Source organism: Novosphingobium sp. fls2-241-R2A-195 (assembly GCF_030209485.1).
GTDB classification, from domain to species: Bacteria; Pseudomonadota; Alphaproteobacteria; order Sphingomonadales; family Sphingomonadaceae; genus Novosphingobium; species Novosphingobium resinovorum.
Window position 1 is genome coordinate 92,833 of the sequence record NZ_JARVRY010000006.1, and the last position, 13,417, is coordinate 106,249.

The window sequence follows — 13,417 nt, forward strand, 5'->3', positions numbered from 1 at the left end:
AAGGGATGCTACGCCCCGTCGTCTCGGACTTGATCCGGGACGACGTCAGCCTGACAACCTCACATATTCGGATAGTTCGGGCCGCCGCCGCCTTCGGGCGTCACCCATTCGATGTTCTGCGTCGGATCCTTGATGTCGCAGGTCTTGCAGTGGACGCAGTTCTGCGCGTTGATCTGCAGCTTGGGACCATCGCCCGCATCGAGGAACTCGTAGACCCCCGCCGGGCAGTACCGCGCCTCAGGCCCCGCATAGACCGGCAGGTTCACTGCGGTCGGGATGCTGGGATCCTTCAGCTTGAGGTGGACCGGCTGGTCTTCCTCGTGGTTGGTGAAGGAGTACGACACGCTGGTCAGGCGATCGAAGCTGATGACGCCGTCCGGCTTGGGGTAGGCGATCGGCTTGTACAGGTCCGCGCGCTGGGTTTCCGAGGCATCGGTGTGATGCTTCATTGGCTTGGCGAGGCCGAAGCCGAACAGCGTGCGCAGCCACATGTCGGCACCCGCGAGGATCGTGCCCAGCTCGCCGCCCCACTTCGCCACCATCGGCTCTGCGTTCTGGACGAGCTTGAGTTCCTTGGCGATCCAGCTGGAGCGCACCGCGTCGTCGTAGTCCTGCAGGGTGTCCTGTTCGCGGCCCGCCTTGATGGCGGCGGCGATGGACTCCGCAGCCAGCATGCCGCTCTTCATAGCGGTGTGGGTGCCCTTGATGCGCGGCACGTTGACGAAGCCCGCCGAGCAACCCGCCAGCACGCCGCCGGGGAACGCGAGGCTAGGCACCGACTGCCAGCCGCCCTCGTTGATCGCGCGCGCACCGTAGGCGACGCGCTTGCCGCCTTCGAGGATCGCGCGGATTTCCGGGTGCTGCTTCCAGCGCTGGAATTCCTCAAACGGGTAGATGTAAGGGTTCTTGTAATCGAGCGCCGTCACGAAGCCGAGCGCCACCTGGTTGTTCGCCTGGTGGTAGAGGAAGCCGCCGCCCCAGGCGTCGTTCTCGCTCATCGGCCAGCCCTGGGTGTGGATCACGCGGCCGGGGACGTGCCTGTCCGCCGGGATGTCCCACAGCTCCTTGATGCCGATGCCGTAGATCTGCGGCTGGCTGTTGGCTTCAAGGTCGTACTTGGCCTTCAGGCGCTTGGTCAGGTGGCCGCGTGCGCCTTCGCAGAACACGGTGTACTTGCCCAGCAGGTTCATGCCCGGCTGGTAGTCCCCCTTGGGATTACCCTCGCGGTCGACGCCCATGTCGCCAGTCTGCACGCCGATCACGGCGCCGGCATCGTCATAGAGTATCTCGGCGGCGGGGAAGCCCGGGAAGATCTCGATCTCCAGCGCCTCGGCCTGCTCGGCCAGCCAGCGGCACAAGTTGCCCAGCGAGCCGGTGTAGTTGCCCTTGTTCGACATGAAGGGCGGCTGGATGATGTGCGGAAGGGAGAACTTGCCCTTCTTCGTCAGGTGCCAGTGCCAGTTGTCGGTGACCGGGGTTTCGGCCAGCGGGCAGCCGTCTTCGCGCCAGGTCGGCAGCAGTTCGTCGAGCGCCTTGGGGTCGATCGTCGCGCCCGAAAGGATGTGCGCGCCGATCTCCGAGCCCTTCTCCAGCACGCAGACCTGCAGTTCCGGGTCCACCTGCTTGAGGCGGATCGCGGTCGCCAGACCGGCAGGTCCACCGCCGACGACGACAACGTCGTAAGGCATCTCTTCGCGTTCGATCATGGTAGCCCCGTGCATTCTTTTCGTGTTTAGTCGAGCGATTAAATTCACGAATGCCTTGATTGCTCCCGCGCATAAGGTCAAGACCCGCGCGATGGATCAACCGCCAAATCCGCAATTTCTGGACGATATCACAGGTGCGCTCGACTGGTGGCGGGACGCCGGGGTCGATTGCGACTTCCTCGACGAACCGGTCGAGTGGCTCGCCCCGCCCGAACAGGAAGGCGCAGCCCCGCCGCGCCGCCGCCCGGAACCCAAGCCCGATCCGGATGCCCCACCGCCGCCCGCCAAGCTCGATCCCACCAGCCTGCCCGCCGACCTCGCGGCTTTCGCACCTTGGTGGCTGAGCGAACCGCTGCTGTGCGAAGGCGGCCCCGCCGCGCGCGTCGCGCCGCAGGGCAAGGCGGGTGCCGAACTGATGATCGTGGTCGAGGAACCCGAGGCCGAGGACAGCGAAATCCTGCTCTCCGGCCTGCACGGCAAGCTGCTCGACGCTATCCTTACCGCGTTCGGCACCGGTCGCGATGACGTTTACCTTGCCAGCGCCCTGCCCCGCCACACTCCGGGCGCAGATTGGGCCGCAATGAGCGAACGCGGAATCGGTCAGGTTCTGCGACATCACGTGGGTTTGGTGGCTCCGAAGAGGTTGTTTGTCCTTGGTGGAAACGTCCTGCCGCTAATCGGCCACGAATCGCCGCATCGTCCTGCCATGTTAAGGACTTTCGATCATGAAGGGGGATCGATACCCCTGCTCGCCTCCTGGGCGCTGCCTGCCTTGCTCGCGCAGCCGCGAGCAAAGCCGGTACTCTGGAGGGCCTGGCTGGATTGGACCGCGTCCTGAGAGATGCGGCCATCGGTCAGCCGGAGCAGGCGAATCGCACAGGATCGCGGGGAATACCTTTGAAACGACTTATCAGGGCCGGACTGTTTGCGGGCGCGTGCATCAGCGCCTGCGTTTCGGCAGCACCGGCCTTCGCCAACAGCGCTGCGGTCGATTACTTCCGCACCCGCGCCGACCGTACCGCCGTCCCCTCGCTGCTCAGCCAGGACGACCGGGCCTATTACAAGACCATGTTCGACGCGATCGACGCGAAGGACTGGGCCACCGTCCAGAAGATGCTGGCCGACCGCCCCGACGGCCCGCTCCACCAGCAGGCCCGCGCCGAATACTACCTCGCCTCCGGATCGCCCAAGATCCAGCTGAACGACCTGCAGAACTGGCTTTCACAGGGCACCGAACTGCCCGGCGCCGACCAGATCAGCCGCCTTGCGCTCAAGCGCGGCGCCGTCGGCCTGCCCTCGCTGCCCAGCGAACAGAGCTTCGCCCGCCTTCCGACCATCGCCAAGCGCGTGCGGCCCTCCTCGATCGATGACGGCACGATGCCCGCCGGGATCGCGAGCGGCATCAACGAGCGCATCAAGAACGACGACCCGATGGGCGCGCGTCTGCTGCTCGACGGGATCGACGCCAACCTCTCGCCCTCCTCGCAGGCCGAATGGCGCCAGAAGGTGGCGTGGAGCTTCTACATCGAGAACCAGGACGCCAACGCCTACCAGATGGCGCAGATCGCCGCGCTGGGCCAAGGCCCGTGGGTGGGCGAGGCGTGGTGGACCGCCGGGCTCGCCGCATGGCGTCTGGGTGATTGCGACGGCGCTGCCGATGCCTTCGCCAAGGCCGCGCGCTCGTCCGACAATGCGGAACTGACCGCTGCCTCGCATTACTGGAACAGCCGCTCGCTGGTGCGCTGCCGCAAGCCCGAGCAGGCGAGCGCCGCGCTGCGCCTCGCCGCCGCGCGTGACGAGACGCTCTATGGCATGCTCGCCGCCGAGCAGCTCGGCCTGAAGCTGCCCGAGCAGCACGCCGCCGCCGACTTCACGCAGGCCGACTGGCAGGCCCTGCGCGCCAGCCCCAACGTGCGCACCGCCGTCGAACTCGCGGAGATCGGCAAGGATGGCCTCGCCGACGAAGTGCTGCGCCATCAGGCCCGCATCGGCGATGCCTCGCAATATGCGCCGCTGACCCGCCTCGCGCGCGATCTCGGGCTGCCCGGCACGCAGCTGTGGATGGCCTACAACGCGCCGTACGGCGGCAAGCCGGAACCGGCCACGCGCTTCCCCACGCCAAAGTGGACCCCGGTGGGCGGCTGGAAGGTCGATCCCGCGCTGGTCTATGCGCATACGCTGCAGGAATCGGTGTTCCGCGCCGGAGCCGTCAGCCCCGCTGGCGCGCGCGGCCTGATGCAGATCATGCCCGCCGCCGCGCAGGACCATGCCGGATCGCTGGGCTACAACGGCAATGCCTCCGACCTCAACAAGCCAGAAGTCAACCTCGCCTTCGGCCAGCGCCACCTTGAAACGCTGAAGAACGATCCGGGCACGCAGGGCCTGCTGCCCAAGGTCATGGCCGCCTACAACGCCGGGCCGGTGCCGGTGCGCCGCTGGGCCACGGAAGTGAACTGCCAGGGCGACCCGCTGCTGTGGATCGAATCGCTCCCCTACTGGGAGACGCGCGGCTACGTGAACATTGTGATGCGCAACTACTGGATGTACGAACGCCAGGCGGGCGGCGCTTCGGAGAGCCGCATGGAACTGGTGCAGGGCATGTGGCCGACCTTTCCCGGCCTCGCCGGATCGGAAGGCGTTCGCATGGCCGCGAACGGAGCGATATTGCGTGGCCATCGACCCTGAGCGTACTTTCAAGCCGATCAATATCGCCCTGCTGACTGTCTCTGATACCCGTACTGCCGAAAACGACACCTCGGGCGACATTCTTGCCCAGCGCATCGTCGATGCCGGTCACAACCTGGTGCGCCGCACCATCGTGCGCGACGACGCCGCCGTGCTGGTCGACCTGTTCACCGCCTGGATCGACGATGCCGAGGTCGATGCGGTCGTCTCCACCGGCGGCACTGGCCTGACCGGGCGCGACGTGACCCCGGAGGCGCTCGGTAAGCTGGGCGGGCGCGAAATTCCCGGCTTCGGCGAACTGTTCCGCTGGCTGAGCTACAAGACGATCGGCACCTCCACGGTGCAGAGCCGTGCCATGGCCATCGTCGCGCGCGGCACTTATCTGTTCGCGCTGCCTGGCTCCAACGGAGCGGTAAAGGACGGCTGGGACGGCATCCTCGCCGAACAGCTCGACAGCCGCAACCGCCCCTGCAACTTCGTGGAACTGATGCCGCGCCTGCTGGAGAGCTAAGCGAACAGCGGTAGGCTTGCGACCTCCGCCTCGCTCAGGACGATGCCGAACAAATCGCGCAATGTCGTCGCATAGTCGGCCACATCGGCAATCTCGCGCGTTTCGGTCATCCCACCGCGATGGATGCGCAACGCTCGTTCGCTCAGCGCCGCGAAGCCCTCGGGCAGCACCACGCTGGCCACATGCAGCATGGTGAAGCGCGTGTCGGGTCGGGTCGAAGTCCAGTGGTTGACCATTTCCAGATCGCCAGGCACCACTTTGGCAAGGTCGAACGTGTACTGCGCCTGCCATTCGCCATGCGGCGCAGCGCGACCGTCGGTCGCCTCCACCGGCCCGGCGCGTTCAAGCAGCCATTCGCCGTGCTGTCCGCCCATTTCGCCGATCCGCCGCAGGCGGTGCGCCGCGCCATCTCGCGTCCGCGCCTCTGCGCCGTCTTCAAGCGGCAGCGGCGGCACGTAGCTCCCGCCGAAACCGGCATCGGCAATCCATGCCCGCCCCGGCTCCGCGCGCACCAAAAGCAGCACATGCGTACGCGGCGGTGGCGGCGCATCCTCGGCCAGCCCCATCCGCACACGCGCCAGAAGCGGGCGGTTGGCCATGCCCAACGCTGCCAGCACATCGCCGTAGAGCCGGTTCTGCTCGAAACAGTATCCGCCGCGCCTCCGCACCACGAGCTTGTCGAACACGCTCGCGGAGTCGATGCGGATGCCGCGCCCAAGCGAAATGTCCAGGTTCTCGAACCCGATCGCCTGTCGATGCGCCTGCTGCAGGGCGGCAAGCCCGTCCGGATCCGCCAACGGTGTGTGCGAAAGGCCGATGCGGGCGAGGTAGCGATCGATGTCCATCATTGCGCCCTACCCGCTCCCGGCAGATGCGAGCAAGCCTGTGGATAAGCCTGGGATATAGTGCGCAGAACATGGGAAACGGCCGGGATAACATCCCTTCATCTCCACCTGATCGCGTGGCTCGCGCAAAGGCGTGATTGCCGCCGTGCTGTGCACACGCTAGCCTCCCGCTACCAGCGAGGAGCCGCCCGACGGATGCAGGAATTGCACGCACTTGCCGAGGCGATCGGCCTGCAACGGATATGGTGGGACGTCGACGGCAGAGAGCAGGTCGTAACCGACGCCTCGCTGCGCGCGATAGCGGCGGCGCTGAGTTACCCGGCCGAAAATTCTGCAGAGATCGCTGCCAGCCTCGGCCGGATTAAGGCCGAAGCTGAAAGCCCTCCCGCCATGATCGTCACCGACGTCGGCATGGAAACGCCGTTGCCGCCCAGTCTCGCAGGCGCCGAACTCACCTTGCCGGACGGCTCGGTCCAACGCCTCGATACCACGCGCTGGACGCTGCCGGCGATCGACACGCCCGGTTACTATCCACTGACCGTGAGCGGCCATGTCCTGACGCTGGCGGTCGCGCCGCACTCTTGCCCGACCGTCGCCTCGCTGGGCAAGGGCCGTATCTGGGGCGCGGCGGTCCAAATCCCCGCCCTGCGCGGCGAGCGCCCCGATGCGTTCGGGACTTTCGCGGAACTGGCCGAAGCGGTCGAAACCTTCGCCGCTCAGGGAGCGGATGCTCTCGCGATCAACCCGGTCCATGCCCTCTTCGCGGGCGACGGACGGGATTTCAGCCCCTACTCGCCTTCGAGCCGCCTTTACCTGAACGCAGCCATGGGCGATCCGGGGCTTGTTGGCCTTCCGTCGTTGCCCACCGATCAGCCGGAAGACGGGCCGCTGATAGACTGGGAAAAGGCCCTGTCCCATCGCCTCGCGCAAATGCGGGTGCTCTTCGCGGCTCTTGATGCAACGACACGGAGCCGGATAGCCCGCGACAATGCCCGCGAAGGCGAAAGCTTGCAGCGACAGGCGCTCTACGATGCGCTCGACGTCCATTTGCGCGAACAAGGTGCTAAGGGCTGGCAGAACTGGCCACGCGAATTCCATGACCCGAAGGGTGAAGCCGTAGCCGCCTTCGCGCGCGACAACGCCGCCGAGGTCGAGTTCCACCTCTTCGCCCAGTGGCTGGCGCACAAGAGCCTTCGCGAAGTGCAACGACGCGCCCGCGACGCTGGCATGGCGGTGGGGTTGCTGGCGGACCTCGCGGTCGGCGTCCATACCGGCGGTGCGGATGCATGGGCCATGGGCGGCACGCTGCTGCAGGGCCTGACCATCGGCGCGCCGCCCGATCCGCTCGGGCCGCTGGGGCAGAACTGGATGCTGACCGGCTTCTCGCCGCGCGGGCTCGCGCGCAGCGGCTATGCGCCGTGGATCGCAACTATCCGCGCGGCGCTGTCCACTGCGGGCGCGCTGCGGATTGACCATGCCTTCGGCCTCGCGCGGCTATGGGTCGTGCCGGAGGGCCAACCGTCGAGCGCGGGGGCCTACCTGCATTACCCCTTCGCGGACCTCATCCGCCTCGTCGCGCTCGAGGCGCATCTGGCGGGCGCGCTCATCGTCGCGGAAGACCTCGGCACGATGCCGCATGGTTTCGGCCCTGCGATCACCGCGCGCGGGATGCTGGGCATGCGCGTTCTCTGGTTCGAGCGCGCAGCCGACGACGGCTTCATCGGTTCGGCGGATTACGATGCACAGGCTGTCGCGATGACCGGCACACACGACACGCCCACCGTCGCCGGCTGGTGGAGCGGGCGCGACCTGCAATGGGCGCAGTGCCTCGGCCGTCTGCCTGAAGACATGACCATGGAAGAAGCCGAGGCCCGGCGTGCCTGGGATCGCGGGTTGCTCTGGGCTTCACTGACCCGCAACGCCGCCCCGCGCCCCTCCCCTGACGATCTTGCTCCCGTGATCGAAGCGGCCTTGCGCCATATTGGCGCCACTCCCTGTGGCCTGGCGATCGCGCCGCTGGAAGACCTTCTCGCCGAGCCCGAGCAACCAAACCTGCCCGGAACGATTACCGAGCATCCCAACTGGCGCCGCCGCCTGACCGCTCCGCTATCGGAACTGCTGCAGGCACCGGCGACAGCCGGACGCTTGCGAGCGCTAGATGAAGCAAGGAAGGGACCGCCTAGCTCCTGAACGTCCCCGGCATCAGGTAGCCGCGGTCCAGTTCCTCCAGTCGGCTGACGCCGACCATAGCCATGGCAACGTCGATCTCGTTGGCAAGCAGATCAATCGCGTGCCGCGCGCCTTGCTCTCCACCCGCCGCACAGCCGTAGAGCGTTGCGCGCCCGACCAGTACAGCCTTCGCGCCGATCGCCAGCGCCTTGAGCACGTCCGCCCCTCGTCGCACGCCGCTGTCGAACAGCACCGTGGTGTGGTCCCCGACGGCATCGACGATGCCCGCAAGCACATCGATGGCGGGAGGCGAACTGTCGAAGTTGCGCCCGCCGTGATTCGACACCGCGATGCCATCCACCCCGTAATCGATCGCGATGCGCGAATCCTCAGCGCTCAGCACGCCTTTCACGACCAGCTTGCCCGGCCAGCGGCGGCGCAGTTGCGCGACGTCGTCCCAGCACACCGAAGCCGAATTCGCTACGCGGCTGACGGTGCCGGTCAGCTTGCCGCCGACCTCGCTCGGATAATTTGCAAACTGCGGCAGCCCGCCTTCCAGGTAATAGCGGCAGATCACCGAGGTGAACCACGAGGGCCGCTTCAGGAAGTCCGACACAAGCGTCGCGTTCGGTCGGATCGGGTTGGACATGCCCGCTCGCTTGTTGAATTCCCGCAGCGGCCACATCGGCGTGTCGACCGTAAGCACCAGCACGTCCGCCCCGTTCTCCCGCGCGGCCTCGACCACCCGCCAGGACAAGTCGCGCCGTTCCCACAAGTACATCTGCATCCAGTGGCCAGACGTCGCGCATTTCGCGATGTCGGCGAAGCTGGTGGTCGAACTCGTCGTCTGCGTGAAGGGTATCCCCGCCGAGGCCGCTGCCCGTGCAATCGCTCGCTCGCCTCGGTGCCAGAGCAGATCGGATACCCCGGTCGGCGCGATAACCAGCGGCAGGGGCTGGCGGCGGCCGAACAGTTCGACCTCGGCCGAGCGCCGAGCCACGTCGCACAAGGTGCGGGGCAGGAGCTGAACCGCCTGCAGCGCCGCGACGTTGCGTTTGATCAGCAGGTCGTCCTCGGTGCCGCGCTCGATGAACTCCCAGATCGCGCGCGGCAGGCGACGCTTCGCCAGTTCCCGTACTTGCGCGATGTTGTGAGACTTGCCCCTCACGCCAGACCCAAGTTTTCACGGAAGGTCGTGCCTTCGTAATCGGTGCGATAGACGCCGTTCTTCTGGAGCACCGGCACGACCTGATCGACGAAATCGGTAACCGAACTGGCCATGACCGTCGGTGTCACGTTATAGCCATAGCACCCGGTTTCGCGCCAGATTCGCTCCATTTCGGCGGCGACCTGTTCCGGCGTACCGACGATCTGCGGCTTGCCCACCGCAAGGCCCCAGCGGATCGCGACTTCACGCAGGGTCAGGGGTTTATCGCCCTCGATCTTGGCGAAGGCCTTCATCAATCCCTGCGAGGCCTGCGTCTCGATTTCGGCGAGCGGCTGGTCCAGGTCCATCCCCGCAAAGTCGACGCCCATCGTGCCAGAGAGACGGGCGAGGCAGCCGTCGATAGGCAGCTTCTCAACGAGGTCGGCGAGCTTGCGCTTCGCCTCTTCCTCGGTGCCGCCGACGATGGGCTGGATGCCGAAGCTGACCCCGGGCGTCACCCTGCCCGCCGCCTGCGCCGCATCAGCAAGGTTGGCCATGAAGCGCTTCATCCCTGCGACATTGGGCTGGATCGAGAAAACGACGTCGGCGTGGCTCACCGCAAACTGCTGCCCCCGCCCGGAGCTGCCGGCCTGGAACAACACCGGGCGACCCTGCGGCGAAGGCGGCACCGGCGCGACGGTCTGGCAAGAGAAGAACTCGCCCGCATGGTCGATGAACTCGACCTTGGCCGGGTCGGCGAACACCCCGGCATCCCGGTCGGCCAGGATGGCCCCCGGTTTCACCGAATTCCAGAGCTTGTAGCAGACCTCCATGTATTCGTCGGCGCGATCGTAGCGGCGGTCGTGGTCGAGTTGCTGGAGCCCGAGTGCACGATGCTCGCCGCGCAAGTGCCCGGTGACGATGTTCCAGCCGACGCGGCCGCCGGACAGGTAGTCGATGGTTCCCAGTTGGCGTACGATGGTCCAGGGCTGGTAAGCGCTGGTCGACATCGTCGTCGCCAACCCGAGGTGCGTGGTCACAGCCGCTAGCGCCGACAGCAGCACGACCGGATCGAGCGATGGCCAGCACACGCCGTACTTCACAGCGTCCTCGTGGCTGTCGCGGTAACGGTCGAAGACGCCGGGCGTGTCGGCGAAGAACATGCCGTCGAAGCGACCGCGCTCCAGTGTTCGCGCAAGATCCTGCCATAGCCTGAGGCCGTGCAGCGCGTCGAGGCGGTTGTCGCCCGGCTGCGCCCAGCTCAGCACGGTGTGATTGATAGGCGAATTGATCAGGAAGCTGACCAAATGAATGTGCTTGCTCATGCGTGTGCCTCTCCTGCACGCGTGATGGAGCGGGCAGAGAGAGGTCGCAAGATCAATGTATACAATGAGCGGATACCAAGCAGGGTAATCCGCGAATTTCAGCCAAATCTGGAAAGTATCATATCCAATTCATCGCCGGAGCGTATCGTCGTGCCGGATTAAGCCCGGGATAAGTGCTGCTCAGGGCATAGCTCAGGTAATCACGTCCGGAGCCGTCCGCCCGGTATGCGCGACGATCCCGGCGATTTCCTCGGCGGCGGCGATCTGGTGCTCCAGCATCGCCGAAGTCTCCGCATCGAGGTTTCCGAAGCGCGGCTCGTAGCGTTCAAGGTACAGGCGTAAGGTCGCACCCTGCGTACCGGTGCCCGAGAGGCGGAAGACGATGCGGCTACCGTCCTCGAACAGCACCCGGATGCCCTGGTTAGAGCTGACCGAGCCATCCACCGGATCGGTATAGGAGAAGCTGTCCGCATGGCTGACGGTCAACGGACCGAACACCTTGCCCGGCAGAGTGCCGAGTTGCGCCTTGAGGCCATCCATCAGCGCATTGGCGCCTTCGGTGGCGATACCCTCGAAGTCGTGCCGCGCGTAATAGTTGCGGCCGTAGCGCGCCCAATGCTCCCGCGCGAGGTCGTCGACGCTGATCCCGCGCACCGCGAGGATATTGAGCCAGAGCAGCACCGCCCAGAGCCCGTCCTTCTCACGCACGTGGTCGGAACCGGTGCCAGCGCTCTCCTCGCCGCAGATGGTGACCTTGCCCGCATCGAGCAGGTTGCCGAAGAACTTCCACCCTGTAGGCGTCTCGAACACGGGCACGCCCAGCCCTTCGGCGACGCGGTCGGCCGCGCCACTGGTCGGCATGGAGCGGGCAATACCCGCCAGCCGTCCGCGATAGGCCGGCGCGATCTCGATATTGGCGGCCAGCATCGCCAGCGAGTCGGACGGAGTGATGAAGCGCCCGCGTCCGATGATGAGGTTGCGATCCCCGTCCCCGTCTGACGCCGCGCCGAGGTCCGGCGCATCCTCGGACATCATGAGATCGTAGAGTTCCTTTGCGTGGATCAGGTTAGGATCCGGGTGGTGCCCGCCGAAATCCTCCAGCGGCAAGCCGTTGACCACTGTGCCTGCAGCAAAGCCGAGTCGGCGCTCCAGGATTTCGGTGGCATATGGGCCGGTGACCGCGCTCATCGAATCCATGCGCATGGTGAAGCCCGAGGCGACGACCTTGCGGATCGCGTCGAAGTCGAACAGTTCCTCCATGAGGTCAGCGTAGTCCGCGACCGGATCAATCACCTCGACGATCAGCGCGCCCACCTGCACTTCGCCGATGGCGTCGAGATCTATGTCGGACGTCTCCACCGTGAGCCAGCGGTCGATCGTCTTCGTGCGATCCAGCACCGCGCCGGTGACGTTCTCGGGCGCAGGGCCACCATTGGCGATGTTGTACTTGATACCGAAGTCCTCGTCCGGCCCACCGGGGTTGTGGCTCGCAGAGAGCACCAGCCCGCCGCTGGCCCCGTACTTGCGGATGACGTGGCTTGCCGCCGGGGTGGATAGAATACCTCCCTGCCCCACCAGCACGCGCGCATAGCCATTGGCGGCGGCCATGCGGATCGCCTGCTGGATCACTGTTCGGTTGTGGAAGCGCCCGTCGCCGCCGATCACCAGCGCCGCGTCCGGTTCCCGCTCCACAACGTCGAACACCGACTGGATGAAATTCTCGGCATAGCCCGGCTGCTGGAACACCTTGACCTTCTTGCGCAGGCCGGAAGTACCTGGCGCCTGTCCGTCGAAGGGGGTGGTCGGGACTGTGACGATCTGGGTCAAGGAAAGCGTCTCCAATGGGTATACTGCAGGCATGTGCGCAATAAGCGACACTTTCGTGTCATGGCGCGCATTGTCAAATGATAGCTCGACTAATGCCGCAACCACCGCAGGGTTGCAGACGTTCCGATTTCGTTAACTATCTGCTATGTAGATGTGCGAGGATCGAACCCCCGACTTTGCGCCGAGGACGTCGGCGTGCCGCATGAGTACTTGCCGGATGCATGCCCATAATGCCTTGGCCGACGAACCCGCCCGCCTCGCTGCACTTCAGCGCCTCGCCATTCTCGACACTCCGCGCGAGGAGGCGTTCGACAATGTCGTGAACCTCGTGCGAACTGTCCTCAGTGTACCGATCTCTGCCGTCACACTAATCGATAAAGATCGGCAGTGGTTCAAGGCGATCGAGGGTATCGACGCCACGGAGACACCCCGCAGCGAGTCGTTCTGCGCCCATGCCATCCGACAAGACGCCCCGCTCCTCATACCGGACGCAATGCAGGATTCGCGCGTTTCCGACTACCCTGCCGTCACTCAGGATCCGCACGTGCGCGCCTATGCGGGCGTGCCGCTGGTCACCTCGGATGGCTACAACGTGGGTGCACTCTGCGCGGTGGACACCAAGACGCGCGAGTTCACCGAGAGCGAACTCGACATCCTGCGCAACTTCGCGCGCATCGTCGTCAACGAGATGGAACTGCGTCGCATCGCCGAGCGCGATCAGTTGACTGGCGCTCTCACCCGACGCGGCTTCATCGAGAAGGTCAACCAGGAGATCGCCCGCTGCCATCGCTACGGAAGGGCAGCCTCGCTGGTGCTGATCGACGTCGATCACTTCAAGTCCGTGAACGACACATGGGGCCACCCCGCCGGTGACGCGGTGCTCCGCGACCTTGCCGCCACGCTGGGGACGGCCGGGCGCTCCGCTGACATGCTTGGACGTCTCGGCGGCGAGGAATTCGCAATGCTGCTGCCCGAAACCGGTGTGTCCGAAGCGCTTGCCGCCGCCGAACGCTTCCGCGCCGCGATCGAGGCCCGTCCCATCGTCGTCGCCCCGACACGCACGATCGCAGTGACGGCCAGCTTCGGCATCGCGATGCTGGACAGCGGCATCACCGTAGCCGAGGAATGGATCGCGCGCGCCGACGGCCCGCTCTACGACGCCAAACGTGGCGGTCGGAACCGCTGCGCCGTGGCCTGAGACC

General features: G+C 66.0%; 10 protein-coding genes. 5 read left to right on the forward strand and 5 right to left on the reverse strand.

Features of this window, described 5'->3' with window-relative positions; all coding sequences use genetic code 11:
- Window positions 1-59: 59 nt before the first annotated feature.
- The gene (locus QRN25_RS05710) at window positions 60-1,706 is read right to left on the reverse strand and encodes an electron transfer flavoprotein-ubiquinone oxidoreductase (RefSeq protein WP_285017907.1); all 1,647 of its coding nucleotides are present in this window, start codon (window positions 1,704-1,706) and stop codon (window positions 60-62) included.
- Between QRN25_RS05710 and QRN25_RS05715 the strand changes: the two genes are divergently transcribed.
- From QRN25_RS05715 to moaB, 3 genes are read left to right on the forward strand one after another with little or no spacing between them, the layout of a single operon-like run.
- Window positions 1,705-2,544: a uracil-DNA glycosylase family protein gene (locus tag QRN25_RS05715; RefSeq protein WP_285017908.1), complete on the forward strand. Its 840-nt coding sequence runs from the start codon at window positions 1,705-1,707 to the stop codon at window positions 2,542-2,544. The genes QRN25_RS05710 and QRN25_RS05715 overlap by 2 nt on opposite strands.
- A 59-nt stretch (window positions 2,545-2,603) precedes the next feature.
- The gene (locus QRN25_RS05720; protein ID WP_285017909.1) at window positions 2,604-4,391 is read left to right on the forward strand and encodes a lytic transglycosylase domain-containing protein; all 1,788 of its coding nucleotides are present in this window, start codon (window positions 2,604-2,606) and stop codon (window positions 4,389-4,391) included.
- A complete protein-coding gene (gene moaB, locus QRN25_RS05725) occupies window positions 4,375-4,902 on the forward strand; it encodes a molybdenum cofactor biosynthesis protein B (RefSeq protein ID WP_285017911.1) in 528 nt (175 codons plus the stop codon). The genes QRN25_RS05720 and moaB overlap by 17 nt, the downstream gene beginning before the upstream one ends.
- Here the strand turns inward: moaB and QRN25_RS05730 are convergent.
- A complete protein-coding gene (locus QRN25_RS05730) occupies window positions 4,899-5,747 on the reverse strand; it encodes an arylamine N-acetyltransferase family protein (RefSeq protein WP_285018308.1) in 849 nt (282 codons plus the stop codon). The two genes, moaB and QRN25_RS05730, sit on opposite strands and share 4 nt — an antisense overlap.
- A 195-nt stretch (window positions 5,748-5,942) precedes the next feature.
- Here QRN25_RS05730 and malQ point away from each other — a divergent pair, with 195 nt between their 5' ends.
- On the forward strand, window positions 5,943-7,937 hold the full coding sequence (malQ, locus tag QRN25_RS05735; RefSeq protein ID WP_285017913.1) for a 4-alpha-glucanotransferase: 1,995 nt from the start codon (window positions 5,943-5,945) through the stop codon (window positions 7,935-7,937).
- Here the strand turns inward: malQ and QRN25_RS05740 are convergent.
- The 3 genes from QRN25_RS05740 to QRN25_RS05750 all read right to left on the reverse strand — a co-directional run bounded on the left by QRN25_RS05740 (window position 7,927) and on the right by QRN25_RS05750 (window position 12,215).
- Window positions 7,927-9,084: an alpha-hydroxy acid oxidase gene (locus tag QRN25_RS05740; RefSeq protein WP_285017915.1), complete on the reverse strand. Its 1,158-nt coding sequence runs from the start codon at window positions 9,082-9,084 to the stop codon at window positions 7,927-7,929. The two genes, malQ and QRN25_RS05740, sit on opposite strands and share 11 nt — an antisense overlap.
- Window positions 9,081-10,388 (reverse strand): NtaA/DmoA family FMN-dependent monooxygenase, encoded by a 1,308-nt coding sequence (locus QRN25_RS05745; RefSeq protein WP_271181612.1) that lies wholly within the window; start codon window positions 10,386-10,388, stop codon window positions 9,081-9,083. The genes QRN25_RS05740 and QRN25_RS05745 overlap by 4 nt, the downstream gene beginning before the upstream one ends.
- Before the next feature lie 192 nt (window positions 10,389-10,580).
- Window positions 10,581-12,215, reverse strand: a complete 1,635-nt coding sequence (locus QRN25_RS05750) for an alpha-D-glucose phosphate-specific phosphoglucomutase (RefSeq protein ID WP_285017916.1) — start codon at window positions 12,213-12,215, stop codon at window positions 10,581-10,583.
- 217 nt (window positions 12,216-12,432) lie between these two features.
- Between QRN25_RS05750 and QRN25_RS05755 the strand changes: the two genes are divergently transcribed.
- Window positions 12,433-13,413 carry a sensor domain-containing diguanylate cyclase gene (locus QRN25_RS05755; protein ID WP_285017917.1) on the forward strand — a complete coding sequence of 327 codons (981 nt, stop codon included), beginning with the start codon at window positions 12,433-12,435 and terminating at the stop codon, window positions 13,411-13,413.
- Window positions 13,414-13,417: the final 4 nt, after the last annotated feature.

What these genes read in the sequence shown, in the direction of transcription:
- QRN25_RS05715 (WP_285017908.1), top strand. Translation starts at nt 1,705, where the DNA reads ATGGTAGCCCCGTGCATTCTTTTCGTGTTTAGTCGAGCGATTAAATTC.
- QRN25_RS05710 (WP_285017907.1), bottom strand. Translation starts at nt 1,706, where the DNA reads ATGATCGAACGCGAAGAGATGCCTTACGACGTTGTCGTCGTCGGCGGT.
- QRN25_RS05730 (WP_285018308.1), bottom strand. Translation starts at nt 5,747, where the DNA reads ATGGACATCGATCGCTACCTCGCCCGCATCGGCCTTTCGCACACACCG.
- malQ (WP_285017913.1), top strand. Translation starts at nt 5,943, where the DNA reads ATGCAGGAATTGCACGCACTTGCCGAGGCGATCGGCCTGCAACGGATA.
- QRN25_RS05745 (WP_271181612.1), bottom strand. Translation starts at nt 10,388, where the DNA reads ATGAGCAAGCACATTCATTTGGTCAGCTTCCTGATCAATTCGCCTATC.
- QRN25_RS05755 (WP_285017917.1), top strand. Translation starts at nt 12,433, where the DNA reads ATGCATGCCCATAATGCCTTGGCCGACGAACCCGCCCGCCTCGCTGCA.